Source organism: Catellatospora sichuanensis, assembly GCF_007483665.1.
GTDB classification, from domain to species: domain Bacteria; phylum Actinomycetota; class Actinomycetes; order Mycobacteriales; family Micromonosporaceae; genus Catellatospora; species Catellatospora sichuanensis.
The window spans coordinates 299,567-325,126 of the sequence record NZ_ML660184.1; the positions used below are offsets into that span (position 1 = coordinate 299,567).

At 71.5% G+C, this 25,560-nt stretch carries 23 protein-coding genes and 1 riboswitch; of the genes, 5 read left to right on the plus strand and 18 right to left on the minus strand.

From position 1 onward, the window contains the following. Positions 1-3: 3 nt before the first annotated feature. Complete coding sequence (gene rimO / locus FLL47_RS03350) at positions 4-1,485, minus strand: 30S ribosomal protein S12 methylthiotransferase RimO (protein WP_144118909.1); 1,482 nt, start codon at positions 1,483-1,485, stop codon at positions 4-6. A 171-nt stretch (positions 1,486-1,656) separates the two neighbouring features. After that, a riboswitch (guanidine-III (ykkC-III) riboswitch) is annotated at positions 1,657-1,713 on the plus strand. A gap of 12 nt (positions 1,714-1,725) precedes the next feature. Between rimO and FLL47_RS03355 the strand changes: the two genes are divergently transcribed. Beyond that, entirely contained in the window at positions 1,726-1,986 is a 261-nt protein-coding gene (locus tag FLL47_RS03355) for a CBU_0592 family membrane protein (RefSeq protein WP_144118910.1), read from the plus strand. A gap of 203 nt (positions 1,987-2,189) precedes the next feature. Here the strand turns inward: FLL47_RS03355 and FLL47_RS03360 are convergent, their stop codons facing one another. From FLL47_RS03360 to thyX, 4 genes are all read right to left on the minus strand, one after another. Then, complete coding sequence (locus FLL47_RS03360; RefSeq protein ID WP_144118911.1) at positions 2,190-4,688, minus strand: FtsK/SpoIIIE family DNA translocase; 2,499 nt, start codon at positions 4,686-4,688, stop codon at positions 2,190-2,192. Positions 4,689-4,802: 114 nt separating this feature from the next. Then, positions 4,803-6,473 (minus strand): ribonuclease J, encoded by a 1,671-nt coding sequence (locus FLL47_RS03365; RefSeq protein ID WP_144119027.1) that lies wholly within the window; start codon positions 6,471-6,473, stop codon positions 4,803-4,805. 138 nt (positions 6,474-6,611) lie between these two features. Next, entirely contained in the window at positions 6,612-7,508 is an 897-nt protein-coding gene (dapA, locus tag FLL47_RS03370; RefSeq protein ID WP_144118912.1) for a 4-hydroxy-tetrahydrodipicolinate synthase, read from the minus strand. Between the two features lie 41 nt (positions 7,509-7,549). Further along, on the minus strand, positions 7,550-8,293 hold the full coding sequence (gene thyX / locus FLL47_RS03375) for an FAD-dependent thymidylate synthase (protein WP_144119028.1): 744 nt from the start codon (positions 8,291-8,293) through the stop codon (positions 7,550-7,552). A 260-nt stretch (positions 8,294-8,553) separates the two neighbouring features. Here thyX and FLL47_RS03380 point away from each other — a divergent pair, with 260 nt between their 5' ends. Continuing rightward, positions 8,554-9,033: a toxin-antitoxin system HicB family antitoxin gene (locus tag FLL47_RS03380; RefSeq protein ID WP_144118913.1), complete on the plus strand. Its 480-nt coding sequence runs from the start codon at positions 8,554-8,556 to the stop codon at positions 9,031-9,033. 12 nt (positions 9,034-9,045) lie between these two features. Next, positions 9,046-9,858, plus strand: a complete 813-nt coding sequence (locus tag FLL47_RS03385; RefSeq protein ID WP_144118914.1) for a DUF4097 family beta strand repeat-containing protein — start codon at positions 9,046-9,048, stop codon at positions 9,856-9,858. Positions 9,859-10,073: 215 nt separating this feature from the next. On the opposite strand, the gene FLL47_RS03390 is transcribed toward FLL47_RS03385, so the two are convergent. Then, entirely contained in the window at positions 10,074-10,592 is a 519-nt protein-coding gene (locus FLL47_RS03390) for a DUF2752 domain-containing protein (RefSeq protein WP_144118915.1), read from the minus strand. After that, complete coding sequence (locus tag FLL47_RS03395; RefSeq protein ID WP_144119029.1) at positions 10,589-11,779, minus strand: winged helix-turn-helix domain-containing protein; 1,191 nt, start codon at positions 11,777-11,779, stop codon at positions 10,589-10,591. Before FLL47_RS03395 ends, FLL47_RS03390 begins: the two co-directional genes overlap by 4 nt. 245 nt (positions 11,780-12,024) lie before the next feature. On the opposite strand from FLL47_RS03395, the gene FLL47_RS03400 reads away from it, so the two are divergent. Further along, positions 12,025-12,555 carry a GNAT family N-acetyltransferase gene (locus FLL47_RS03400; protein WP_144118916.1) on the plus strand — a complete coding sequence of 177 codons (531 nt, stop codon included), beginning with the start codon at positions 12,025-12,027 and terminating at the stop codon, positions 12,553-12,555. On the opposite strand, the gene FLL47_RS03405 is transcribed toward FLL47_RS03400, so the two are convergent. Beyond that, positions 12,466-13,722, minus strand: coding sequence for a glycosyltransferase 87 family protein (locus FLL47_RS03405; protein ID WP_144119030.1), 1,257 nt, complete (start codon positions 13,720-13,722; stop codon positions 12,466-12,468). The genes FLL47_RS03400 and FLL47_RS03405 overlap by 90 nt on opposite strands. Positions 13,723-13,754: 32 nt before the next feature. On the opposite strand from FLL47_RS03405, the gene FLL47_RS03410 reads away from it, so the two are divergent. Continuing rightward, positions 13,755-14,327, plus strand: coding sequence for a GNAT family N-acetyltransferase (locus FLL47_RS03410; protein WP_144118917.1), 573 nt, complete (start codon positions 13,755-13,757; stop codon positions 14,325-14,327). Positions 14,328-14,663: 336 nt separating this feature from the next. Here the strand turns inward: FLL47_RS03410 and dapB are convergent, their stop codons facing one another. From dapB to FLL47_RS03460, 10 genes are all read right to left on the minus strand, one after another. Continuing rightward, positions 14,664-15,419, minus strand: coding sequence for a 4-hydroxy-tetrahydrodipicolinate reductase (dapB, locus tag FLL47_RS03415; protein ID WP_144118918.1), 756 nt, complete (start codon positions 15,417-15,419; stop codon positions 14,664-14,666). Positions 15,420-15,584: 165 nt separating this feature from the next. After that, complete coding sequence (locus tag FLL47_RS03420; protein ID WP_144118919.1) at positions 15,585-17,018, minus strand: M16 family metallopeptidase; 1,434 nt, start codon at positions 17,016-17,018, stop codon at positions 15,585-15,587. A 104-nt stretch (positions 17,019-17,122) separates the two neighbouring features. Then, positions 17,123-19,450, minus strand: coding sequence for a polyribonucleotide nucleotidyltransferase (locus FLL47_RS03425; RefSeq protein WP_144118920.1), 2,328 nt, complete (start codon positions 19,448-19,450; stop codon positions 17,123-17,125). A gap of 231 nt (positions 19,451-19,681) precedes the next feature. After that, a complete protein-coding gene (rpsO, locus tag FLL47_RS03430) occupies positions 19,682-19,951 on the minus strand; it encodes a 30S ribosomal protein S15 (protein ID WP_120318568.1) in 270 nt (89 codons plus the stop codon). Positions 19,952-20,310: 359 nt separating this feature from the next. After that, entirely contained in the window at positions 20,311-21,246 is a 936-nt protein-coding gene (locus FLL47_RS03435; protein WP_144118921.1) for a bifunctional riboflavin kinase/FAD synthetase, read from the minus strand. Continuing rightward, positions 21,246-22,154, minus strand: a complete 909-nt coding sequence (truB, locus tag FLL47_RS03440) for a tRNA pseudouridine(55) synthase TruB (protein ID WP_281286642.1) — start codon at positions 22,152-22,154, stop codon at positions 21,246-21,248. The genes FLL47_RS03435 and truB overlap by 1 nt, the downstream gene beginning before the upstream one ends. A gap of 148 nt (positions 22,155-22,302) precedes the next feature. Further along, a complete protein-coding gene (locus tag FLL47_RS03445; RefSeq protein WP_144118923.1) occupies positions 22,303-23,643 on the minus strand; it encodes an MATE family efflux transporter in 1,341 nt (446 codons plus the stop codon). Beyond that, positions 23,640-24,425 (minus strand): hypothetical protein, encoded by a 786-nt coding sequence (locus FLL47_RS03450; protein WP_144118924.1) that lies wholly within the window; start codon positions 24,423-24,425, stop codon positions 23,640-23,642. The genes FLL47_RS03445 and FLL47_RS03450 overlap by 4 nt, the downstream gene beginning before the upstream one ends. A 510-nt stretch (positions 24,426-24,935) precedes the next feature. After that, positions 24,936-25,154 (minus strand): DUF6186 family protein, encoded by a 219-nt coding sequence (locus FLL47_RS03455; protein WP_186315536.1) that lies wholly within the window; start codon positions 25,152-25,154, stop codon positions 24,936-24,938. After that, positions 25,151-25,558, minus strand: coding sequence for a hypothetical protein (locus FLL47_RS03460; protein WP_144118925.1), 408 nt, complete (start codon positions 25,556-25,558; stop codon positions 25,151-25,153). Before FLL47_RS03460 ends, FLL47_RS03455 begins: the two co-directional genes overlap by 4 nt. Positions 25,559-25,560 lie beyond the last annotated feature (2 nt).

Genomic DNA, 25,560 nt, shown 5'->3' on the forward strand with positions numbered 1-25,560 from the left:
ACGCTAACCAGCCACCACGGCCAGCGCAGGCCGACCGGCGGGAGCCGCGTCGATCATTTCCACCGGCACGGCCACCAGGTCGACCCCCTCGGTGCCGGTGACCCGGGCCCGCACCAGGTCACCGGGGTGCAGTGCGCCCAGGTCGACCCCGTCGGCCCCGGCGACCAGCATGGTCGAGCCGTCCACCTCAGGTGCCTGGTGCGCCGCGCGCCCCTCGACACCGTTGCCGTCGACCGTGTCCACGAGCACGTCCACGAAGCTGCCCAGGCGTTCCTCGGCCCGCTGCCCGCACAGCTCCTCGACCAGGCTCAGCATCCGGTCGTACCGGCCGCGGATCGTCTTCGCGCCGACCTTGCCGTCCATGGTCGCGGCCTCGGTGCCGTCCTCGTCGCTGTAGTCGAACACGCCGATCGCGTCGAGCCTCGCCTCGCTGACGAAGCGCACCAGCTCCTCGTAGTCGGCGCGGGTCTCGCCGGGGAAGCCGACGATGAAGTTGCTGCGCGCACCCGCCTCCGGGGCGAGCTTGCGGGCGCTGTCCAGCAGCTCCAGGAAACGCTCGGTGGAGCCGAAACGCCGCATCCGGCGCAGCACCGGCTCGGACGAGTGCTGGAAGGACAGGTCGTAGTAGGGCGCGACGCCCGGCGTGGTGGCGATCGCCTCGACCAGCCCCGGCCGCGTCTCCGCGGGCTGCAGGTAGCTCACCCGCACCCGGACGAGGCCCCGGATCGCGGCCAGCTGCGGCAGCAGCTTCTCCAGCGCCCGCGGGTCGCCCAGGTCCTTGCCGTACGACGTGGAGTTCTCGCTGACCAGCACCAGCTCGCGTACGCCCGTGCCGGCCAGCCACTCGGCCTCGGCCAGCAGCTCGTCGGGCGTGCGGCTGACGAACGAGCCGCGGAACGCCGGGATGGCGCAGAACGAGCAGCGCCGGTCGCAGCCGCTGGCCAGCTTCAGCGAGGCCACCGGGCTGCTGTCGAGCCGGTGCCGCAGCACGGGCCGCAGGTGCGCCGGGGTGTGCTCGTCGTTGGTGAACGCCGCGTGGCCCGGCACGATCACGCCGGTCTCGCGGCGCTTGGCCGGGGCGATCGGCAGCAGCTCACGGCGGTCGCGCGGGGTGTGCGCGTCGTGCGCCTCCCCGCGCAGCACCGAGCCGAGCGCGGCGGAGATCGACGGATAGTCGTCGAAGCCCAGCACCGCGTCAGCCTCGGGCAGGCTCTTGGCCAGCTCGTTGCCGTACCGCTCGGCCATGCAGCCCGCGGCCACCACCTTCGCGCCGGTGTCGGCGGCGGCCAGCAGCGTGTCGATCGAGTCCTGCTTGGCCTTCTCGACGAAGCCGCAGGTGTTGACGAGGACCACGTCCGCGCCCTCGCCGTCGGTGCTGACCTGCCAGCCGTCGGCTGCCAGGCGGGCGGCCAGCTCCTCCGAGTCGACCTCGTTGCGAGCGCAGCCCAGGGTCAGCAGCGCGACCCGCCGCCCGGTCTCGGGCACGGGAAGATCATGGGAAGACGGGGAGTTAACTGGCACCCGACCAGGCTACCGGGCCGAGACGACATACCGAGTACTGCCTTCCATGTAAGGAAGGGCACCTTCTCATCGCTATAGGTGCCAAAAGGTGCCCTTCTCAACTCCTTCGAGCTAACCTTGGCGGCGGCCGCGCCCTCCGGCGCCCGCCCCGGACGACCGCTCGCCGTACCCGGAACGACAAGACGGCGCGCAGAACACACGATCATGAACCACGACGTCCTGCAGATCCTGGGCGCGCTGACCGTATTGGCCGGATATGTGACCGCCCAGCTGGGCTGGACCTCTCCGCGCTCGATCGGTTATCTGACTGCCAACACCCTCGGCGCGGGCGTGCTCGCCTGGCTCGCCTGGACCAGCCACGACTGGGGCTTCCTCCTGCTGGAGGGGGTCTGGTCGGCCGTCAGCGCGGTGGCCCTCGTCTCCGTCCTCCGCGCCCGCCGCACCCCGGACCCCACCCCCTCCTGACGGGCCGTCGCGTCAGGCCTCAGCGCCTTGCGCAGTTTCGGGGAAAGTGCATCTACGTGACGCGCCGAGAACGCAGTTTCCCCGAAACTGCATCCCGCCGTCAGCCCGGCCGCCCCGCACAGACCTGGTGATCATGAGGTTAGGGCGGCGACACGCCGTCGAACCGTGCCAGAAGTTCATGATCACCCGGGAGAGCGCCGTGGTCAGTCGTCGGCGACGCCGAGGGAGGCGAGGACCTCGGCGAGTTCGTCGGGCTTGACCAGGACCTCGCGGGCCTTGGAGCCTTCGGAGGGGCCCACGATGCCGCGGGTCTCCATGAGGTCCATCAGGCGGCCCGCCTTGGCGAAACCGACGCGCAGTTTGCGCTGCAGCATGCTGGTCGAGCCGAGCTGGGACACCACCACCAGCTCGATCGCCTGGATGAGCAGGGTCAGGTCGTCGCCGATCTCCTCGTCGACCTTCTTCTTGGGATCCTGCACCGGGGCCAGCACCTCGGGCCGGAACTCCGGCTCGCGCTGGCGCTTGCAGAACGCCACGATGTCGTTCATCTCGGTCTCGCTGACCCAGGAGCCCTGGATGCGCTGCGGCTTGCTGGCGCCCATGGGCAGGAACAGCGCGTCGCCGCGGCCGATCAGCTTCTCCGCGCCGGGCTGGTCCAGGATGACCCGGGAGTCGGCCAGCGAGCTGGTCGCGAACGCCAGCCGGGACGGCACGTTCGCCTTGATCAGACCGGTCACCACGTCCACCGACGGGCGCTGGGTCGCCAGCACCAGGTGGATGCCGGCCGCGCGGGCCAGCTGGGTGATGCGCACGATCGAGTCCTCGACGTCGCGCGGCGCGACCATCATCAGGTCGGCCAGCTCGTCGACGACCACCAGCAGGTACGGGTACGGCTTGAGCACCCGCTCGGAGCCGGGCAGCGGCTTGATCTGCCCGGCCCGCAGTTTGCGGTTGTAGTCGTCGATGTGGCGCACGCCGGCCGCCGCCAGGTCGTCATAGCGCATGTCCATCTCGCGGACGACCCACTCGAGGGCGTCGGCGGCCTTCTTCGGGTTCGTCACGATCGGGGTGACCAGGTGCGGGATGCCCTCGTAGTTGGTCATCTCGACGCGCTTGGGGTCGATCAGCAGCAGCCGCACCTGGTCCGGCGTGGCCCGGGCCAGGATGGACACCAGCAGCGAGTTGAGGCAGGACGACTTGCCCGCGCCGGTCGCGCCGGCGATGAGGATGTGCGGCATCTTGGCGAGGTTGGCCACCACGTAGCCGCCCTCGATGTCCTTGCCGAGCGCGACCACCATCGGGTGCGTCTCGGAGGTGGCCACCCGGGAGCGCAGCACGTCGCCGAGCGCCACGTCCTCCCGGTCGGTGTTGGGGATCTCCACGCCGACCGCGCTCTTGCCCGGAATCGGGCTGAGGATGCGCACGTCGGGGCTCTTCACCGCGTACGCGATGTTGCGCGACAGGGCGGTGATGCGCTCGACCTTGACCCCGAGCCCGAGCTCGACCTCGTATCGGGTGACCGTCGGCCCGCGGGTGAACCCGGTGACCGCCGCGTCCACGTCGAACTGGTCGAACACGTGCGCGAGCGCGGCGATGACCTCGTCGTTGGCCTTGGACCGGGTCTTGGCCGCCTCGCCGGGCTTGAGCAGGTTCGCGGGCGGCAGCGTGTAGTCGCCGCCGAGACTGGGCAGCAGCAGCTGCTCGGTCTTGGTGGGCGGTGGGGTGTGCTGCGGCGGGTCCGGCTTACGGCGGGGCGCCTTGGGCGTGCGGTCGATGACGACCGTCTCCTGCGCGGCGAGCCGCTCCAGTTCCTCGTCGTCGAAGTCGTCGTCGGGGTCCGGCGGGCTGAACGCCGCGGGCGGGGTGAGCCGCTTGCGCCGGCGCGGCGCGGGCATGTCCTGCTCGTCGTCCACGTCCTCATCGGAGCGCTCCGGGGTGGCCACACCCAGGAAGCTGTCGCGCAGGTGCGCCAGCCGTTCCGGAATCTTGTTCACCGGCGTGGCCGTGATGACCAGCACGCCGAACGTCAGCAGGATGAGGAAGAGCGGCACCGCGACGAAACCCGTCATCCAGCCCGCGACTCCGCCGCCGATCAGCTTGCCGAGCAGCCCTCCGGCCTGCTCCATCTGGGTGACGTCGACCGGAGCGAAAGCGATGTGCAGCAGCGCGGTCGAGGCCAGGGTGAGCGCGGTCCAGCCGACGATGCCGCGGCCGCGCTGGGCCGGGTCGGGATCGGAGCGCATGACCCGCACTCCGCACACGAACAGCAGCAGGGGCAGCGACGCCGCGGTGGCGCCGATGAAGAACCGGGTGGTCTCGGACAGCCAGATGCCGAACTTCCCGCCGCCGCCCTGGGCCGAGCCCCAGACCGCGACGCCGAACAGCACGGACAGGGCGATGAGGAGCAGCCCCAGCCCGTCGCGGCGGTGCTCGGGGTCGAGGTCGCGGGCCTTGCCCGCCTGGGTGCCGACGGCGCGCATCATCCAGCCGAGGCCGTGCGCGATCGCCATCCAGATGCCGCCGAGCAGGCGCCCGAGCAGCGCCGCAGGATTGATCGTGGCGCGGGTCCGGCGGCGCGCGGCGGGCCGCCGGGCCGGGGCCCGGCGGGCGGGCGCACGCCCCGTCTGTCGGGTACGCGCGGCCGTCGCCTTCGTCGGCGTGGCAGCTCGACGACGGCTCGGTGAGGAACTACGGCCCGCCATGTCCCACACCGTAGTCCCTCCGCGTTGATCATGAACTTATGGAACGGTTCGACGGCGTGTCGTTGTCCTAAGTTCATGATCAACGCGGAGGGAATCCACGGCGGACAGTCGGGGTCAGACCTCCAGGACGTTCGGGACGATCATCGGGCGGCGGCGGTAGGCCTCGTTGACCCAGCGGCCGACGACCCGGCGAACGATCTGCTGGAGCTGGTGGGAGTCGGTCACACCGTCCAGCGCCGCCCGGTCGAGAGCCTCGGTGACCAGCGGCAGTGCCGGGTCGAACGCGGCCGGGTCCTCGGAGAAGCCCTTCGCCGACAGCAGCGGGCCGCCGACGACCTTGCCGGTGACGGAGTCGACCACCACGGTCACCGCGATGAAGCCGCCGTCGCCCAGCACCCGGCGCTCGGTGAGCAGGCTCTCGCCGACGTCGCCGATGGCCAGACCGTCCACATAGACGTACCGGCTCTTCACGTGGCCGACCAGCTTGGCGTGACCCTCCACGAGGTCGACCACGTCGCCGTCCTCGCACAGCACCACCCGCGCCGGGTCCACCCCGGAGTCGACCCCGAGCTGGGCGTGCGCGCGCAGGTGCCGCCACTCGCCGTGCACCGGCATCAGGTTGCTCGGCTTCACGACGTTGAGCAGGTAGAGCAGCTCGCCCGCGGGAGCGTGGCCGCTGACGTGCACCTTGGCCACGTCCTTGTGGATGACGTTGGCGCCGAGCCGGGCCAGCTGGTTGATCACCCGGTACACGCTGGTCTCGTTGCCGGGGACCAGCGAGCTCGCCAGCACCACGGTGTCGTTGGGGCCGACCGTGATGTGGCGGTGGTCGCCGGTGGACATCCGGCCCAGCGCGCTCATCGGCTCGCCCTGCGAACCGGTCGACATCAGCACGATCTCGTTCGGCGGCAGGCTCGCCGCCTCCTCCATGTTCACCACCAGGCCGGCCTTGACCTTCAGCAGGCCGAGGTCGCGGGCGATGCCCATGTTGCGGACCATGGACCGGCCGATCAGGGCCACCTTGCGGCCGTGCTCCTCGGCGGCGTCGAACACCTGCTGCACCCGATGCACGTGCGAGGCGAACGAGGCGACGATGATGCGCCCGGTCGCCTTGCCGAAGATCGATCCGAGCACCGGGCCGATCTGCTTCTCCGGCGAGACGAAGCCGGGGATCTCCGCGTTGGTGGAGTCCGACAGCAGCAGGTCCACGCCCTCCATGCCGAGCCGGGCGAAGCCGGCCAGGTCGGTGATGCGCCCGTCCAGCGGCAGCTGGTCCATCTTGAAGTCGCCGGTGTGCAGCACCAGGCCGGCGTCGGTGCGGATGGCCACCGCCAGCGCATCCGGGATCGAGTGGTTGACCGCGAAGAACTCCAGCTCGAACGGCCCGAGCCGCTCCCGCTGCCCCTCGGCGACGGTCAGCGTGTACGGCGTGATGCGCCGCTCGGCCAGCTTCGCCTCGATCAGCGCCAGCGTGAACTGGGAGCCGACCAGCGGGATGTCGTTCTTGTGGGCCAGCAGGTACGGCACGGCGCCGATGTGGTCCTCGTGGCCGTGCGTGAGCACGATCGCCTGGACGTCGCCCAGCCGGTCGAGGATCGGCGCGAAGTCCGGCAGGATCAGGTCCACGCCGGGTTGGTCGGCGGTGTCCGGGAACAGCACGCCGCAGTCGACGATCAGCAGCTTGCCGCCGAACTCGAAGACGGTCATGTTGCGGCCGATGGCCCCCAGCCCGCCCAGCGGGATGATCCGCAGGCCGCCCTCGGGCAGCGGCGGGGGCGCGCCCAGATTGGCGCTACGCCCGGTCTCCAGTTGTGGCCCGGTCAATGAACATCACTCCTTATGTTCTCCGGCGCGGGTGCCGCCGTTTCAGGGCTGCGGCACGCGGCGCGCCGTTCGTGCTGGGGCTTCGCGCCCCTTTGGCGTCTAGAGCGGCAGGCCGGCGTCCGCGCAGTCGATGCGCAGTTGCGCCAGCTCGGCCTCGGTCGCGTCGACCAGTGGCGGGCGGACCGGCCCGGCGGGCAGGCCGCGGGCGGCCAGGCCCGCTTTGACCAGGATGGTGCCCTGGGTGCGGAAGATTCCGGTGTACAGCGGAAGCAGCGCCTGGTGCAGGCGCCGGGCCTCGGCGACGTCTCCGCGCTCGTACGCCTCGATCAAGTCTTTGGTGCCGACCCCGGTGAAGTGGGTGGAGGTGCCGACGACGCCGACGCCCCCGATCGACAGCAGCGGGAGGGTGGCCGCGTCGTCGCCGCTGTAGTAGGCGAACTCGGCCCGCCGCATGACCCAGGACGCGGCGGCCAGGTCGCCCTTGGCGTCCTTGACGCCCACGATGCGCGGGTGCCCGGCCAGGGTGACCATGGTCTCGGTGGAGATCGCGACGCCGGTGCGGTGTGGGATGTCATACAGCAGGACCGGCAGGTCGACCGCGTCGGCGACCATCGTGAAGTGCTTGACCAGCCCGGCCTGCGGCGGCTTGTTGTAGTAGGGCGAGACGACGAGCAGGCCGTGCGCGCCCGCCTTCTCCGCCGTTCGGGCCAGCTCGACGGTGTGGTGGGTGCTGAACGTGCCCACCCCGGCCACCACCCGGGCCCGGTCGCCGACGGCTTCGACGACGGCCCTGATCACAGCCTCTTTCTCGGCGTCGGTCGTGGTGGGCGACTCCCCGGTGGTGCCGTTGACGACCAACGCGTCGTTACGCTGCTCGTCGACGAGGTACACCGCGAGGCGGGCGGCACCGTCGGCGTCGACGGTCCCGTCGGCACCGAACGGCGTGACCATCGCGGTGAGCAGGCGGCCGAACGGCCTCTGGGCGTTGTTCGTCATGCACACAACCTAGCGGAATACGGCGGGCGCCATCGTGGCCCTCAGGACTCCCAGGTGTAGACGCTGGAGGCGATCTCCGAGCCGTCCGGAAGTGCGCTGATCGAGAAGTCGTCGAATACGCTCGGTGCGAGTTTCTGCAGCTCGCGAAGGGTGGCCACGGCCAGCTCGCGGATCTCCACGTCGGCGTGCTCGGTCGCCCGCATGGCGATGAAGTGCCGCCACGCGCGGTAGTTGCCCGTGACCACGATCCGGGTCTCGGTGGCGTTCGGCAGCACCGCGCGGGCGGCCTGACGAGCCTGCTTGCGACGCAGCGTGGCGTTGGGCACGTCCGCGAAGGTCGCCTCCAGGCCCTCCAGGAGCTCGTTGTAAGCCCGCACCGCGGCCTCGCTGGCCTCGACGAACTTCTTGTGCAGCTCCGGGTTGGCCGCGATCACCTCGGGCTCGACCATGGCCGCGTCGCGCTCCGGAACGTAGCGCTGCGACAGCTGGGAGTACGAGAAGTGCCGGTGGCGGATCAGTTCGTGCGTGAAAGAACGTGAGACGCCCGTGAAGTAGAACGTCGCGGTCCCGTGCTCGAGCACCGACAGGTGGCCCACCTCGAGGATGTGGCGCAGGTAGCCGGCGTTGGTCGCGGTGGCCGGGTTCGGCTTGGACCAGGACTGGTAACAGGCCCGGCCGGCGAACTCCGCCAGCGCCTGGCCGCCCTCGGCGTCGGTGTCCCACGGCACGTCGGCCGGGGCCTGGAAGTTCGTCCAGGCGATCAGCTGCACGGAGGGCTTCACCATCTCAGTCACACGCGCCAGCTTAGCGGCCCGGTGAGGCCAGGTTGCTGGTGGGATATAGCCGCCATTGTCCGGTTGGCGACGCGAGCCTCGGGTAGCCGCGGCGGTAGATCACCGTTGCAGGTCGGGAAGTGAGCTCCCACCGCACTTTCAGACACGAAACGGCGATCTACCAGGCGCTTTGTCGCCATGACGTCATCGAGCGAGACGGCGACGTCAGGATGACACTTGCATGACGTCAGATGTGACGTCATAGTGGTGTCATGGACCTGTCCCCGTACCTCGAGTCGCTGCGGCGGGATCTCGCCGCGGCGGCCGCGCCCGCCGGCGACGACGTCGCCCGCACCGCGGAACTGCTGACCCTCGCCCTCGACGCGTCGGCCCGGCTCTGCCTCATCGAGGTGCTGGCCGACGCGAGCGCCGAGATCACCACCAAGCTCGACGGCCCGACCGTCGAGGTGCGCATCCGCGGACGTGAGGCCGACCTGGTCGTCAGCACGCCCGCCGCCCCGGTCCACGAGGCCGCGGCGCCCGTCCCGCCGCTCACCGAGGGCGGCGACCAGGCGCGGCTCACCCTGCGCCTGCCCGAGCAGCTCAAGGAGGCGGCCGAACGGGCCGCCGCGGCCGAAGGCATCTCGGTCAACGCCTGGCTGGTGCGCGCCACCGCGCACGCGCTGCGCCCGGTCACCCCGCCCCCCACCTCACACCTCGGCCGCCGGATCACCGGCTACGCCCAGGCCTGACAGGAGCCGGACATGAACCAGACCTTCCCCTGCGACGGCGCCATCCGCGCCGACCTGCGTGTGCCCGCCGGCCGCCTCGAGGTGGTCGCCACCGCGCGCGACACCGTCACCGTCAGCATCGTGGCCATGGACTCCTCCGAGGCCAGCGCCGAAGCGGTGCGTGAGACCAAAATCGACTTCAAGGAGGGCCGGCACCTGCTGGTCCAGGCCCCCGAGCACGGCGGCTGGCGGCTGTTCCGCCGCGCCAGACTGCTCGTTCGCGTCGAGCTGCCCACCGGCAGCGCGCTGTCGGCGAAGGTCGCCTCCGCCGATACGGTGTGCGAGGGCTCCTACCACGACGCGGTGATCCACACCGCCAGCGGCGAGGTGACCGTGGGTCCGGTGACCGGCGACGTCACCGTCCACACCGCCAGCGGCAATGTGCGCCTCGGCCCGGTCGGCGGGCACCTGCGCGTCACCAGCGCCTCCGGCCACGTGCGGACCGGGCACGTCGGCGGCACCGTCACCGCCAACACCGCCAGCGGCGACATCGAACTGGGCGGCACCGACGGCGACGCGCGGGTCCTCACGGCCTCCGGCGACATCGCCATCGGCGTGGCCCGCAGCGGCGAGGCCAAGCTGAACACGGCCAGCGGCGACATCAAGGTCGGCGTCGCCGCGGGCACGGGCGTCTGGCTCGACCTGAGCACCGCGGCCGGGCGTACCACCAGCGACCTGCACATGACCGGCCCCACCCCACCCGCCGAAGCCGCCCCCACCACCCTCACCCTCAAGGTCCGCACCGCCTCCGGTGACATCGCCCTCCGCCGCGTCCCGCCCGCCTGACCCACTCCGCGATCTTGCGCGGGTGACCCCACGACACGCCCTGATCGGGTGTCGAAGGGCCATTCGCGCAAGATCGTCCCTGCGGTGGGGCGAGGGCGGGTGCGCACGCGGGCATCGCCGCCGCGCTCACCCGGGTCGGTCCTGCTCGCCGCGGGTGCGCGGGGTCATGACGGGGCGCTGAGTGCGGCCGTCGCATGGCGGGCGGCCGGGAGCGGTCAGACGAAGAAGTACGTGAACGGGGCCCAGGGCAGGTTGCGCAGCACCATGAACACGGCCCACGCGCCCAGGAAGTACGCGATGTGCTTCGGCCCGATCTTGAGCTGGGGCAGCTTCCACTTGAAGGTGGTGTTACCCGCCCAGGCCACGTACATGTAGATCAGGAACGGCACGGCGAAGACGAACATCAGGTGGTGCCGTGCCGCGGCGGGCAGGTCGCCCTGCATCAGGTACCAGGCGGCGCGGGTGCCGCCGCAGCCCGGGCAGTCGAAGCCGGTGAGCATCTTGACCAGGCAGGTCGGCATGGCGTCCGCGCCGACGTTGGCCGGGTCGGCCAGCTGGGTATAGCCGAGCGCGCCGCCGATGCAGGCCAGCGCCGCCAGCGGACCCGCCCAGACCGGCGTGTGCGCGCGCAGCCAGTCGGTGAACCGGGTGATCCGGTCGGCGGGCGGGGGCGTGAAAGGGTCGCCCGCGAACTGCGGGCCGTGCGGGGTCACAGCGGCGGGGGCCTCGGTCACAACACTGAACTTACACTGCCCCGCATACCCGCGTCGGCGAGCGCGGCAGCGAGATCACCACGCTCGGGCGCGGCCACCTCGCCGAGCCCCAGCCAGGCCGCGAGGCGGCGCAACTCGACCGCGAGGGCCTCGGCGGTGGCGTGCTCGTCCACCCCCGGCTCGGCCCAGGCGGCGGGCACCCGCAGCACCCCGGCCCGGCGGTCGGCCTTCAGGTCGACGCGGGCCGCGAACCGGTCGCCGTGCAGGAACGGCAGCACGTAGTACCCGTGCACGCGCTGCTCCTGCGGCACGTAGATCTCGATCCGGTAGCGCAGGTCGAACAGCCGCTCGGTGCGCGAGCGCTCCCAGATCAGTGGATCGAACGGGCTGACCAGCGTGGACACCGCGACCTTGCGCGGCAGCGCGGCGTCGCGGTGCCGCCAGGTCGGCCGCGTCCAGCCCTTGACCTGGGTGGGGATCAGCACCCCGGCCTCGACCAGCTCGGCGACGGCGGTGCGGGCACCGGCGAGCGGCAGCCGGAAGTAGTCTCGCAGCTCCGGCTCGGCGGCCACACCCAGCCCGCGCGCCGCGATCTCGACCAGCGCCCGGTACGCCGCCGCGGGCTCCGGCGTCGGAGTGTTCATCACGCCGGCCGGCAGCACCCGCTCGGTGAGGTCGTACAGCCGGGCGAACTGGCTGGTCCGGCCCGCCGAGGTGATCTCCCCGGAGTAGAACAGCCACTCCAGGGCCTTCTTCGCGTCCGACCAGTTCCAGCCCCAGTTGTCCTTCGGCTTGGGCACGTCCTGCTCGATCACGGCCGCGGTCACCGGGCCCCGGTCGCGCACCTCCTGCAGCACCCACGCCACCAGGTCCGGCCGCTCCGCAGCGATGTTGCGCGGCCCGCCCCAGACCCCCTGCGCGGTCGCCATCCGCCACCGCATCAGCGGCTGCAGCTCCACCGGCAGCAGCGACGCCTCGTGCCCCCAGTACTCGAACAGCCAGCGCGGCCGCCGCGCGCTCGCCCCGTCCAGCACCGCGGGGTCGTACGCCCCGATCCGGCTGTACGCGGGCAGATAATGCGCCCGCTGCAACACGTTCACCGAGTCGATCTGCAGCAGCCCCGTCCGCCCGACCACCTTGCGCAGCTGCCGCGCCCCCACCGGACCCTTCGGCGCGCGATCCGCGAACCCCTGCGCCGCCAGCGCCATCCTGCGCGCCTGCGCGACCGTCACCGTCTCCACGCCGCCCGACGCTACCCCGCACCCCCGACACCCTGCCCGAAGGAGCGCACCTCCACACCCGCCGAAAGAAGCACACCCGCACCCGCCGAAGGAAGGGCACCTTCACATCGCTACACGTAGAGGAAGGGCACCTTCTTAACGCCCCGCCCGCGTGAGCAGTGCGTTCGTAACCTCTTTGCTCGCTTGGGCGGGTCTTCGTAGGCTTTGCGGGCATGGGGATCACCGTTCGGGCAGAGACGCCCGCCGACTGCGCGGCCGTCGCCGCCGTGCACATCCGCGCCTGGCAGGTGGCGTACGCCGGAATCGTGCCCGACCAGGTGCTCACCGCACTCGACGTCGCTGCCCGGACCACCTGGCGGCTCGACCGCCTGGCCGACCCGGACAACCCGTTCCACAACCTCGTCGCGCTCGACGGCGACACGGTCACCGGCTTCGTCTGCCACGGCCCCTATCGCGCCCAGGAGCTGGACGGCAGCCCGCTGCAGCCGGAGGTCGGCGAGATCCTCGCCATCTACGTGCACCCCGACCGCTGGGGCACCGGCACGGGCGACGCTCTGCTGCTGGCCGCGCTCGACGCCCTGGCGCAGCCCGAGGTGCGCCTGTGGGCGCTCGCGGACAACCACCGGGCGCTGCGCTTCTACGCCCGGTACGGGCTACACCCGGACGGTCTTCGGGCGACCTACCGGCCGACCGGCAGCGACGCCGACATCCCCGAGCTGCGCTGCTCCCTCCGGCGAGGCTGACCCGGCGGGTCGGTCCGCCAGCGGCGTGCAGCACAGCAGTGCCAGGCACACCCAGACGTACAGGTTCGAGCCGAGCAGCGTGCCGACCCCGCCTACCTCGCCCTCCCACAGCCAGACCACCCGGCTGGACAGGATCACGTACGACACCCCGGCCAGGCCCAGCAGCGCCCAGCGCCGCCTGCTGCCCGGCGCGGACGCGAGGCCGCGCTCGACCAGCAGCACCAGCGCCGGGATGAGCCACACCAGGTGGTGTACCCAGGTGACGGGGCTGATCAGCACGCCGATGATGCCGGTGAAGGCCAGCCCGGCGACCTCGTCGCCGCGGGCGATCGCCGCCCGGGACCGCACGAACCACACCGCCAGCACGGCCACCACCAGCACCGCCCACAGCGCCTTGCTCGGGTGCCCCGTGGACAGCCGCGCGACCACACCCTGCAGGGACTGGTTCGAGATGAACGACAGCACGCCGACCCGGTCGGTGTCCCACAGCGCGCTGGTCCAGAACTCGCGTGTGGCGTCCGGCGCGACCGCCCCCGCCGCCAGCGTCGCCGCCGCGGCCGTGCCGCTGGCCACCGCCGCCGCGCGCCAGCGCTTGGTGATCAGCAGGTACACGATGAAGATGCCCGGGGTCAGCTTGATCGCCGTCGCCAGGCCGATGCCCACGCCGCCCCATTTACTGCCCTTGCGCGTGAACAGCAGCAAGTCCGCCGCGACCAGCCCGAGCAGCAGCATGTTCACCTGCCCGAACAGGAAGGTCTCGCGCATCGGCTCGTACACGGCGACCAGGCACAGCGCCACCGCCACCGTGAACCAAGGCGTCCAGCGCTGCGCCGCGATCACCGGGCCGAGCAGCAGCCGCAGCAGCCACCACGTGACCAGCGCCGTCGCGACCGAGCTCACCACGATCGCCGCGGGCCAGGACAGCACCGCCATGGGCAGCATCGTCAGCGCGGCGAACGGCGGGTACGTGAAGCCGTACGTGCTGTTGGGCCGGACGAAGTCGTAGATCTCGCCACCCGCGGTCCAGAACCGGACAGCGCCGTAATAGACGTTGAGGTCGAAGAAGCCGTGCCGCTGCGCGAAAAGCGCGACGAACACCAGCGCCGCGACGGCCAGTGCCGACACGGTCGCGATCTGCCGTCCGCGGCTCAAGCTCGACCTCCTGATCAGTGCCCGGATGGGCTCGGTACGCTTCGGGCGTGGCAGTCGGGTTCGTCCGACCGGCGCGTCCCGACGACGCCGGCGAGATCGCACGTATCCAGTTGGCGACCTGGCGGGTCGCCTATCGCCGGGTGCTGCCCAAACACGTCCTCGACGAGATCGACGAGGCGTTCCTGGCGCAACGCTGGTCGGACGCGGTCACCGCGCCCCCCACCGCCCGCCATCGGGTCCTCGTCGCCGTCGAGCAGAACGCGGTGGAGCAGGCCGTCCAAGAATACGTGGTGGGTTTCGCCGCATCCGGTCCCTTCGACGACGGGGCGCTGGCAGCGGACGAGGATCACACGCCGGAGCGTGAGAACGTGGCGGCCGTCACGGACATGCTGGTCGAACCCCGTTGGGGCCGACGCGGCCACGGCAGCCGGCTGCTGGCCGCCAGCGTCGACCTGTGGCGCGGCGACGGCTTCGACAGCGCCGTGTGCTGGGCTTTCGACGCCGACGCCGCGACCCGCAAGTTCCTCACCTCGGCCGGCTGGGCCCCCGACGGCGCCACCCGCGCCCTCGACGTAGACGACCTACTCGTCCCCCAACTCCGCCTCCACACCACCCTCTGACCCCACCCGCCACCTGCCCGCCCCACAGCACCGCGCGGCACGGGCCGGGCACGGGCCGGGCACGGGCCGGGCACGGGCCGGGCACGGGCCGGGCACGGGCCGGGCACGGGCCGGTTGATCATGAACTTATGGCACGGCTCGACGGCGTGTCCTGCCCACAACTTCATGATCAACGCACGACCGACAACCGGCACGGCGCAGCACGGCTCAAGATCGTGACGATCTTGCGGGAACTGTTGGGGATTCGCCCGGAATGGGCGCGTCGTACCCACAGTTCGCGCAAGATCGTCGCGATCTTGGCGGGCGTAGGGGGCGCGGGGGGGGGCGCGGGGCGGGTTAGAGGAGGGGGCTTAGGCCGAGGGTTAGGCCGGGGCGTTTGACGACCTCGCGGATGGCGAGGAGGACGCCGGGCATGAAGGAGGCTCGGTCGAAGGAGTCGTGGCGGATGGTCAGGGTCTCGCCGGTGGTGCCGAAGAGGACCTCCTGGTGGGCGACCAGGCCGGCGGCGCGCACGCTGTGGATGCGTACGCCCGCGACCTCGGCTCCGCGCGCGCCGGGCATCTCGTCCGTGGTCGCGTCGGGCATCGCGGGTTTGCCGGCCGCCTTGCGGGACTGCTCGATGAGGCGGGCGGTGTGCAGGGCGGTGCCGCTGGGCGCGTCGACCTTCTTCGGGTGGTGCTGCTCGATGATCTCCACCGAGTCGAAGTAGCGGGCCGCCCGCTCGGCGAACTCCATCATCAGCACCGCGCCGATGCCGAAGTTGGGTGCGATCACCACGCCGACCTCGGGCTTCGCTGCGAGCCAGCCCTTGACCTGCTCCAGCCGCGCGTCGGTGAAGCCACTGGTGCCGACGACCACGTTGATCCCCTGGTCGATGCACCAGTGCAGGTTGTCCATCACCACGTCGGGCGCGGTGAAGTCCACCACGACCTGGGCGGCGGCGTCGGACGCGTTGAACAGCCAGTCGCCCTGGTCGATCATCGCCACGAGGTCCAGGTCCTCGGCCCGGTCGACGGCGCGACACACCTCGACACCCATCCGGCCGCGAGCACCCAGCACGCCGACCCGCAGCGGCTCCACTTCATCAGTCACGCGCCCAACCTAGCGGATGCGACGGCCCCCGGCGCGCCGACCACGCGCATTCGGGAACACGCCGCCCGACCTGCGCCACCCACCACTTTGATCATGAAGTTGTGCCCGCGACACACCGCCGAACCGTGCCATAAGTTCATGATCAACCCGGGAGGGCGAGGGCGGTCAGAGCTGGAAGGCGGTTTCTTCGAAGGGGCCGACCACGGCGAGGGACATGGGGGCGGTGAGGACCTTGGTGGCGATGTGGTTGACCTCGTCCAGGGTGACGGCCTCGATGCGGCGCAGCAGCTCGTCGACGGACATCAGGTCGCCGTGCAGGAGTTCGCCCTTGCCGAGGCGGCTCATCCGGGAGCCGGTGTCCTCCAGGCCCAGCACGAGCGAGCCCTTCAGCATGCCCTTGCCGCGGCGCAGCTCCTCGGCGGTGATGCCGTGCGCGGCGGTGTCGGACAGCTCCTGGCGGATCAGGGCCAGGACCTCGTCGGCCTTGGCCGGGGCGCAGCCGGCGTACACCGCGAACGAGCCGGTCTCGGCGTACTGCGAGGTGTAGGAGTACACCGAGTACGCCAGCCCGCGCTTCTCGCGGACCTGCTGGAACAGGCGGCTGGACATGCCGCCGCCGAGCACGTTGTTGAGCACCCCGAGCGCGAACCGGCGCTCGTCGTGGCGGTGCAGGGCCGGGCCGCCGAGCACCAGGTGGGCCTGCTCGGTGTCGTCCGGGCGCACGAGTGTGGCCGGCGGGCGGTGCTTGACCCGTGAGTGCGGCGAGCGGGTCGGCTCGGGAGAGGCCGGCAGCGCATCGCCGAGCGGGGTGCCCGCGAAAGCCTCACGGACCTGCTTGACCACGGTCGCGTGGTCGAGGTTGCCCGCGGCCGCGATCACGATCACCGGCGGGGTGTACCGCCGCCGGTAGAAGCCGTTGATCTGCTTCCGGGTCATCGGCGTGATGGTCTCGACGGTGCCCGAGATCAGCCGGCCCAGCGGGTGGTCGCCGTAGAGGACCTCGGCGTGCAGGTCGTGCACCTCGTCGCCGGGTTCGTCGGCGTGCATGGCGATCTCTTCGAGGATCACCCCGCGCTCGGTCTCGACGTCGGCCTCCGCCAGCACCGAGTCGGCGACCGCGTCGCACATGACGTCGATGGCCAGCGGCAGGTCCTCGTCGAGCACCCGCGCGTAGTAGCAGGTGTACTCCTTGGCGGTGTACGCGTTGGTCTCCCCGCCGACGGCCTCGATCTGCGCGGAGATGTCCAGCGCGGACCGCTTCCGGGTGCCCTTGAACAGCAGGTGCTCCAGGAAGTGCGAGGCCCCGCCGAGCTGGGGGGCCTCGTCGCGCGAGCCCACGCCGACCCAGATGCCGAAGGTCACGCTGCGCATCGCGGGCACGGCCTCGGTGAGGATCCGCATCCCGTTGGGCAGCACGGTACGCCGTACCGTCCCGCCGAGCGGGTCGCTGTCGAGGACCCGGGTCACCGCCCGCGGCGCGTTCTTGCCGGGCGCGGCGGTCTCACCGCGCGGCGCGCCCTGAGCCCGGGAGGCTGCGGCGGGGTTCGCGGGAACGGTGCTCGGGGTGCCGGCCGTCGGGCCGGTGGAAGTGGTACGCATGGCCTCGGCGGCTCTCCGGTGCAGGTAATGGGCACAGCCCGCGGGGAAGGTTGTCCTTCCCCGCGGGCTGTGTTCTAGCTGTTCTGGCTGGTCACCGACGAGTGTCAGTCGCGGCGCTGGGTGCGCCGGCGCTCGCCGCCCTCACCGCTGCGGGCCGGCCGGTCGCCGCCCTCGCGGCGCGGGCCGCGGTCGCCACCCCGGTCGCCGCCCCGGTCACCCTCGCGGGGGGCCGGCTTGTCGCTGACGATCGGGTTGCCGTCGGGGCCGATCTTGTCCAGGTAGACCTTGCCGCGCGCGTCGATGTCGGCGATGACGACCTCGACCTTGTCGCCGACGTTGAGGAAGTCCTCGACGCGGTCGACCCGCTTGCCGTCGCCCACCTTGGAGATGTGCAGCAGGCCGTCGCGGCCCGGGGTCAGCGAGACGAAGGCGCCGAACGCCGCCGTCTTCACCACGGTGCCCAGGAAGCGGTCGCCCACCTTCGGCATGGTCGGGTTCGCGATGGCGTTGATCCGGTCCACGGCGGCCTGCGCCGACGGGCCGTTGGTCGCGCCGACGTAGATCGTGCCGTCGTCCTCGATGGAGATCTCGGCGCCGGTCTCGTCCTGGATCGCGTTGATGGTCTGGCCCTTGGGCCCGATCACCATGCCGATCTTGTCGACGGGGATCTTGACCGAGGTCACCCGCGGGGCGTACTCGCTCATCTCACCCGGGGCGGCGATGGCCGCGGCCATCACACCCAGGATGGTCTGGCGCGCCTCGTGGGCCTGCTGCAGCGCGGCGGCCAGCACGTCCGACGGGATGCCGTCGAGCTTGGTGTCCAGCTGCAGGGCGGTCACGAAGTCCGGCGTGCCGGCGACCTTGAAGTCCATGTCGCCGAACGCGTCCTCGGCACCGAGGATGTCGGTCAGCGTCACGTACTGGGTCTTGCCGTCCACCTCGTCGGAGATGAGGCCCATGGCGATACCGGCGACGGGGGCCTTCAGCGGCACACCGGCGCTCAGCAGCGACATGGTCGACGCGCAGACCGAACCCATCGAGGTCGAGCCGTTGGAGCTCAGCGCCTCCGACACCTGCCGGATGGCGTACGGGAACTCCTCGCGCGCCGGCAGCACCGGGATGAGGGCCCGCTCCGCCAGCGCGCCGTGGCCGATCTCGCGGCGCTTCGGCGAGCCGACCCGGCCGGTCTCACCGGTCGAGTACGGCGGGAAGTTGTAGTTGTGCATGTAGCGCTTGGTCTTCTCCGGCGAGAGCGTGTCCAGCGCCTGCTCCATGCGCAGCATGTTCAGCGTGGTGACGCCCAGGATCTGGGTCTCGCCGCGCTCGAACAGCGCCGAACCGTGCACCCGCGGCAGCACCTGCACCTCGGCGGTGAGCTGGCGGATGTCCCGCAGCCCACGGCCGTCCATGCGGACGCCGTCCCGCAGCACGCGGTTGCGCACCTCGGACTTGGTCACCGACCGGAACGCGGCCGAGACCTCCTTCTCGCGCCCCTCGAACTGCGGCGCGACCTGGCCGACGACCTTCTCCTTGACCAGGTCGAGGGCCTCTTCGCGATCGGCCTTGCCGGCGATCTTGAGAGCCTCGGTGATCTCCGAGCCCGCCGCCGCCTTCACGGCCGCGTACACGTCGTCCTGGTAGTCCAGGAACACCGGGAACTCGGTCACCGGCTTCGCGGCGACCGCGGCCAGCTCGCTCTGCGCGCGGCACAGCTCGCGGATGGCGACCTTGGCGGCCTCCAGACCACCGGCCACGATCTCCTCGGTCGGCGCCTGCGCGCCGTCCGCGACCAGCTTGAGAGTGTTCGCGGTGGCCTCGGCCTCGACCATCATGACGGCGACGTCGCCGTCCTCCAGAGCACGACCGGCCACCACCATGTCGAAGGTGGCGCGCGCCAGCTCGGTGTGGGTCGGGAACGCCACCCACTGGCCGTCGATGTGTGCCACCCGGGTGGCCCCGATCGGGCCGCTGAACGGCAGGCCGGACAGCTTGGTGGACATGCTGGCCGCGTTGATCGCGACCACGTCGTACGGGTGCTCCGGGTCGAGCGCGAGGACCGTCTCGACGACCTGGACCTCGTTGCGCAGGCCCTTCACGAACGACGGCCGCAGCGGCCGGTCGATCAGGCGGCAGGTGAGGATGGCGTCCTCGCTGGGACGTCCCTCACGGCGGAAGAACGAACCCGGGATGCGGCCGGTGGCGTACATCCGCTCTTCGACGTCCACCGTCAGCGGGAAGAAGTCGAACTGGTCCTTGGGCTGCTTGCCCGCGGTGGTCGCGGAGAGGACCACCGTGTCGCCCAGCTGGGCAGTGACGGAGCCGGCGGCCTGTCGGGCCAGCCGTCCGGTCGAGAAGATGACCTCACGGGTACCGAACGACCCGTTGTCGATCACTGCTTTGCTGGTCTTTTCGCCGAGGTTGTGCTCGGTCATGAAGCTGTGTGCTCCTTCTGTCGCGGCACGTGCCGCCCGTTGCCGGGTAGGACAGTCGGTCTTCGATCGAAGCGCCCGGAGCTCGCTCCGGACACCACTACCGAGGACCGACCCAAACCGGCTGGCCTGGGTGTGTTGCTTGCGCCAGGCCCGGTGTTCTTCCCGACGGCGGGTACGTGCCAGGTGTGGTCAAACATCGGGGGAGCGACTGGCGCCGCTCCCCCGTCAGAACTATCGGCGCAGGCCGAGGCGCTCGATGAGCGCACGGTAGCGGGCGATGTCCGACTTCTGCAGGTAAGCCAGCAGCCGCTTGCGGCGGCCGACCAGCAGCAGCAGACCACGACGGCTGTGGTGGTCGTGCTTGTGCAGCTTGAGGTGCTCGGTCAGGTCCTGGATCCGCTTGGTGAGCACGGCCACCTGGACCTCCGGCGAACCGGTGTCCCCTTCGACGACGGCGTAATCCGCCATGATCTGGGTCTTGACTTCAGCGTCGAGCGCCATGGTCTCCCTAACTGTGGGTTCTGTGCCACCCGATATCCCGCGGCGTCGTGCAGGCATACCGGGCCCACACCGGTGACCCGGTGTCCCTTCCAGGCTACCAGCCGGTGAGATACCACCCCGCCGGGATACGCAAACTACGCGTTCCCCGCGCCTTCCCACCCCACCCAAGATCACCACTTGTGTCATGATCTGCAGCCAGACGCAGCAAATCGACACCAAACGCCGATCATGAAGCGTTCCCCGGAGCGGCTCAGTAGAGGCGGCGCAGGGAGTCGATGGTGAGCAGCACCGGTGAGACCGCGCCGTTCAGTTTCGGCAGCGGCTCGACCTCGCGCCACGGGTGTTCACAGCCGCCGATCCTACGGCTTCGGCACGCCCAGCACCGCTCGCGTGCGCGCGACGTCGTCGCCGATGGCCTCCACGAGAGCATCGATGCCGTCGAACTTGAGCGTCGGGCGCAGGTGGCTGACGAAGTCCAGGGCCAGCCGCTCGCCGTAGAGGTCGCCGGAGAAGTCGAGCACGTACGCCTCCACTCGCCGGTCCTGTCCCGCGAACGTGGGGTTCGTCCCGATGGACACCGCCGCGGGCAGCCGCTCGTTGCCGCGGACCAGCCAGGCGGCGTACACGCCGTCCGCGGGCACCGCCGCGTACTTGGCCACCATCAGGTTGGCGGTCGGGAAGCCGATCTCCCGGCCGCGCTGGTCGCCGCGCACCACGACGCCCTCCAGCCGGTGCGGGCGGCCCAGCACCGCCGCGGCCGCCTCCACGTCGCCGGCGTCCACGCAGGCCCGCACATATGTCGAGGAGTAGACGGTGCCGTCGCCGGTGACCAGCGGGGCCGACTCGACCGCGAAGCCGAACGTGCGGCCCAGCTTGGCCAGCAGTTCGACATCCCCGGCGGCCTTGTGCCCGAACCGGAAGTTCTCCCCCACCACGACCAGCGCCGCGTGCAGGTGCTCGACCAGCACGTCGTGCACGAACCGGTCCGCGTCCAGCTTGGAGAAGTCGAGCGTGAACGGCTGTACGCAGAGCACGTCGACGCCCAGGCCGGCCAGCAGTTCGGCCTTGCGCTGCGGGGAGGTCAGCATCGCCGGGTGCGAGCCGGGGCGCACCACCTCGGACGGGTGCGGGTCGAAGGTCAGCACCACCGCGGGCAGGCCCAGTTCGCGGGCACGCTTCACGGCGTGGCCGATGGTCTGCTGGTGGCCCGTGTGCACGCCGTCGAAGACGCCGATGGTGACGACCGCGCGGCCCCAGCCGCCCGGCGCCGCGTCGTACCCCCGCCAACGCTGCATCACTGCTCGCCTCCCACCAGGACGATCTCCGCCTTGGCCCGGCCGCCGCGCTCGGACATGACCGCCAGCGCGGCCCCGTCCGGGCCCACCACACCGTACGGCCCGGCCTGGCCGACGGCGGGCAGCGGCCCGCCGTGCGACACGGTCTTCGCGGCGTCCGCGTCGACCTCGCGCACCGGCATGGCGCGGCCCAGGGCCTGCGCCAGCGGCAGCGCCACCGGGTCGGCGAGCTCCGCGAGCTGTTCCAGGGTGTACGCCTCGGCGAGGGTGAACCCGCCCACGGCGGTGCGCCGCAGCGCGGTGAGGTGACCGCCGACACCCAGCGCGGCGCCCAGATCACGGGCGATGGCCCGGATGTAGGTGCCCGACGAGCAGGCCACTTCCACGGCGACGTCGACCACGTCCTCCGTACGGGTGATCTCCGACACGTCGATCCGGGAGATCGTCACCCGGCGCGCGGGCAGCTCGACCTGCTCCCCCTGGCGCACCCGGTGGTACGAGCGCACCCCGTTCACCTTGATCGCGCTGACCGAGGACGGCACCTGGTCGACCTCGCCGGTCAGCGCGGCCAGCCCGGCCCGGATCTGCTCGTCGGTGACGTGCCCGGCGGGCGTGGTGACGGTGACGTCGCCCTCGGCGTCGTCGGTGACCGTGTCCTGGCCCAACCGGATGACCCCCCGGTAGACCTTGGCCGTGCCCACGACGTAGGTGAGCAGCCGGGTGGCCCGGCCGACGCCGAGCACCAGCACCCCGGTCGCCATCGGGTCCAGCGTGCCGCCGTGGCCGACCTTGCGGGTCCCGGCGATCCGGCGCACCCGCGCCACCACGTCGTGCGACGTCATGCCGCCGGCCTTGTCGACCACGATGAGCCCGTCGGTCACCGGGCGCTCGTTCTTCCTGCTGCTCACGCTTCTCCTCATCGCGCTCCCCGACGGCGCGGACCGGCTGCGCTCCCGCGGGTCGGCGTGGAGCCGCAGCGGCCGGCAGCGACCCGTCGCGCCCCGGTCCGCACCGACGCCTCGCGTCGGCACCGCGGGCCGGCGGTCCGGGTCCAGCCTAGGGTGCGGCGGTCACCGGTCCCGGGCTGGGCACGGCCCAGCCGCCGGTGCGCATCCGCAGCAGCAGCGCCACGAAGCGCACCACCAGGAACATGGTCAACCCGGCCCACACCCCGCCCAGGCCCAGCTGCAGGTGGTAGGCCAGCCAGGCCAACGGCAGGAAGCCGGCCACCGCCGCGATGATCGTCAGATTCCGCAGGTATGCCACGTCGCCCGCACCGATCAGCACCCCGTCCAGCGCGAACACGATCCCGCCCAGTGGCAGCAGCACGAGGAACCACGGCCAGATCAGCGACGCCTGGTCCCATACCGCGGGATCGTCGATGAACAGCGCGGGCAGCACCGCCACGCCCGCGCCGAGCACGACGGCGAACGCGACCCCGCACCAGCCGCCGAGCCAGGTGATGCGGCGCGCGGTGCGCTTGGCCGCCGGCGCGTCACCGGCGCCCAGCTCCGCGCCGACCAGCGACTGGGCCGCGATCGCCACCGAGTCCAGCACCATCGCGCTGAAGAACCACAGCTGCAGTGCGATCTGGTGGGCGGCCAGCGCGGCCGCGCCGAACCTGGCCGCCACCGCCGCCGCGGACAGGAAGCATGCCTGGAAAGCCGCACCCCGCACGATCAGGTTGCTGTTGACCGACAGCTGACGGCGCAGCACGTCCCACTGCGGCGCGAGCGGCACCCGCTCCACGACCAGCGCCCGCAGGAACAGCCCGCCGGAGGCGGCCTGTGCGAACACGTTGGCCCACGCCGAGCCGACCATGCCCCAGCCCAGCCCGTACACCAGCAGCGGGCACAGCACCGCCGAGGCGAGGTTCGCGCCGAGCACGTAACGCAGCGGGCGGCGGGTGTCCTGCACGCCGCGCATCCAGCCGTTGCCCGCCATCGCCAGCAGGATGAACGGTGCGCCGAGCACGGCCACCCGCAGCCACAGCTCAGCCTGCGCGGCGACCTCGGCGGACTCCGGTCCGTTGCCGGACAGCGCCCGGGTCAGCGGGCCCGCGAACAGCTGCGCCGCCACCAGCAGCGCCAGCCCGGCGAGCACGGCCAGCCAGGACGCCTGCACCCCCTCCCGCACGGCACCGGCCCGGTCGCCCGCCCCGAAGCGGCGCGCGGCCCGGCCCGTGGTGCCGTACGCCAGCACGTTGCCGAGCCAGACGGCCAGCCCGAGCACCGTGCCGGCCATGCCCAGCGCGGCCAGCGGCACTCGGCCCAGATGACCCACCACGGCGGTGTCGACCAGCACGTAGAGCGGTTCGGCCGCCAGCACCACCAGGGCGGGCAACGCCAGCGCCGCGATCCGGCGGTATCCGGCCGTCGGCGTCGCCACGGTGCTCACGGCAGTGCCGCGGCAGGCTGCGCGCTCGGATCGACGCGAAGGTCGGGGGCGGACCCGGAGGAGGCGAGATAGGCCGCGCGGCGGCGGGCGAGTTCGGCGGGCGCGCCGATCGCGGTCCGGTCCTCGGGCACGGTGCGGTAGTGCTGCAGCAGGTGAACGAGGAACGCCGGGTCGACGTCGAGGGCGGCGAGCCGGAGGCGCACCGTGCCCGGCGCACGCCCGGCCCGGTCGACAGCGAGCCGCAGATCGTCGCCCGCGCCCGTCACCCGCACCCCGGTGAGCCGCGCCCACGGAACCGATCGTGTCCTGAGCCGGCTGCGCACCCGCAGCGCGCTGGGAGTCACCACGATCCGGGTCGGACGCAGGCTCATCAGCACCGCGAGAAGCACCAGTGCGAGCGCGAACGCCGCGCCGGGCCTGCCCAAGCCCAGCAGAATCCCGCCACCGGCCAGCACGAACGCCGTAAGTGCGTGGCCCGGCGGCCCGACCACGGTGACGAAGCCGAGCCGCGAATCCGACGGAGTGAGCATGGGCTGCCTGCGCAACCGCCACAGCGGCCGGACGGCGAAGATGTAGGCGAAGGGCGTCGCAACCGACACCAGCATCGCCACCAGCCGCCACAGCGCTGCGGCGTCTCCCGGGATGTTCGCGACGGCGGCCGTGACGAGCAGACCGGCACCGCCGACGGCCCAGGCTGCGATACGCAGCCGGTTGGTCTGCAGTGCCAGGTCCGCGAGAACTTCGTCGATGGCGGGGGCCGCAGGCACGGCTGTCGAGGACATCACGACAGCCTAGACGCAGCGATCACCCCGCCGAGTCCCCGTTTGTTGCCGGGGCGGACTACTGCCGGGTGTCCATCGAGGTCTGCAGGGCGCGACGAGCCTGCTCGCGCTCGCGCTCTTCCTCGGTGGGCTGCGGCTGGGGCTTCTTCGACGTAGGCATGGGACGGTCCTTTCCAAGCACAACAACGGGTCAACTTCGTCGCGCGGTCGCGTCAGGGACGCGCCGTGCTCTTCTGTAGTCCGCCGCCGCTCTCGGGATCGCCGAGCTGTATCGCCGGTGTGACTGCCGCGGGGCCGCAGGTCGTCGTGGACCGCGGGCGGCACCGCTGCAGACAAAACTATCGTTCAGTTCCACATCCTGCACAGTCGTTCCCACATCACGGAACGTCAGCCATACGACAACGCTGCTGGGGGTTGACTTAACGCACGACCAGTCGGATATGTCCGATTGCTGTTTCGTCACACCCTTGCGACGGCAGGCGTTCGGCGCCGGGTGGCGGGAAGTGGGCGTCAGCGGGCGAGGAAGTGCCAGCCGAGCCAGAACCAGAAGCTGAGGATGGCCAGGCGCCCCACCGGGATACCGCCGACGTCGTAGCGCATGACCAGCGCGGAGACGTCGCCGATGGTCGGGATGCGGGAATCCGGCCGGCGGGCGGCCCACTCGACGGCGAGCACCGCCAGCCCGGCCAGGACGAACCCGGCGATGGCGAGCACACGGGTCAGGCTCATCGGCGCACCAGCCCCCAGAATCCGGCCAGCCAGCCGAAGTACGCCATGCAACGCAGCAGGTAGCCGTCGAGCAGCGGGTCGGCCAGCAGGGACAGGGTCGGATAGTCGTGGGTGGAGCCCATGCCGAAGGTGACGACCTCGACCACCACGAAGATGGCCACCGGCACCAGCCACCATGCGACACCGGGCAGCAGGGTCATCGGCGCGACCCGCCGCGGCAGCCGCGAGGACATGCCCGCCAGCATCAGACCGCCACCCAGGGCCAGCACGTACAGGTTCGCGGCCAGCGAGAACGACGGGAGCAGCCCGCCGATCAGCGCGAAGGGGACGAACACCGGCAGCATGACCTGCGCGCGCGCCCAGGGCGACACCGGCTCCACGGTGAGCTCAGGACGCTGTTCCATGA

What these genes read in the sequence shown, in the direction of transcription:
- FLL47_RS03385 (WP_144118914.1), top strand. Translation starts at nt 9,046, where the DNA reads ATGAACCAGACCTTCCCCTGCGACGGCGCCATCCGCGCCGACCTGCGT.
- thyX (WP_144119028.1), bottom strand. Translation starts at nt 8,293, where the DNA reads ATGGTGAAGCCCTCCGTGCAGCTGATCGCCTGGACGAACTTCCAGGCC.
- FLL47_RS03455 (WP_186315536.1), bottom strand. Translation starts at nt 25,154, where the DNA reads ATGAGCCTGACCCGTGTGCTCGCCATCGCCGGGTTCGTCCTGGCCGGG.
- FLL47_RS03420 (WP_144118919.1), bottom strand. Translation starts at nt 17,018, where the DNA reads ATGCGTACCACTTCCACCGGCCCGACGGCCGGCACCCCGAGCACCGTT.
- dapA (WP_144118912.1), bottom strand. Translation starts at nt 7,508, where the DNA reads ATGACGAACAACGCCCAGAGGCCGTTCGGCCGCCTGCTCACCGCGATG.
- rpsO (WP_120318568.1), bottom strand. Translation starts at nt 19,951, where the DNA reads ATGGCGCTCGACGCTGAAGTCAAGACCCAGATCATGGCGGATTACGCC.
- FLL47_RS03400 (WP_144118916.1), top strand. Translation starts at nt 12,025, where the DNA reads ATGGGGATCACCGTTCGGGCAGAGACGCCCGCCGACTGCGCGGCCGTC.
- FLL47_RS03435 (WP_144118921.1), bottom strand. Translation starts at nt 21,246, where the DNA reads ATGCAGCGTTGGCGGGGGTACGACGCGGCGCCGGGCGGCTGGGGCCGC.
- FLL47_RS03460 (WP_144118925.1), bottom strand. Translation starts at nt 25,558, where the DNA reads ATGGAACAGCGTCCTGAGCTCACCGTGGAGCCGGTGTCGCCCTGGGCG.
- FLL47_RS03450 (WP_144118924.1), bottom strand. Translation starts at nt 24,425, where the DNA reads ATGTCCTCGACAGCCGTGCCTGCGGCCCCCGCCATCGACGAAGTTCTC.
- FLL47_RS03425 (WP_144118920.1), bottom strand. Translation starts at nt 19,450, where the DNA reads ATGACCGAGCACAACCTCGGCGAAAAGACCAGCAAAGCAGTGATCGAC.
- FLL47_RS03355 (WP_144118910.1), top strand. Translation starts at nt 1,726, where the DNA reads ATGAACCACGACGTCCTGCAGATCCTGGGCGCGCTGACCGTATTGGCC.
- FLL47_RS03360 (WP_144118911.1), bottom strand. Translation starts at nt 4,688, where the DNA reads ATGGCGGGCCGTAGTTCCTCACCGAGCCGTCGTCGAGCTGCCACGCCG.
- FLL47_RS03395 (WP_144119029.1), bottom strand. Translation starts at nt 11,779, where the DNA reads ATGGCGCTGGCGGCGCAGGGGTTCGCGGATCGCGCGCCGAAGGGTCCG.
- FLL47_RS03380 (WP_144118913.1), top strand. Translation starts at nt 8,554, where the DNA reads ATGGACCTGTCCCCGTACCTCGAGTCGCTGCGGCGGGATCTCGCCGCG.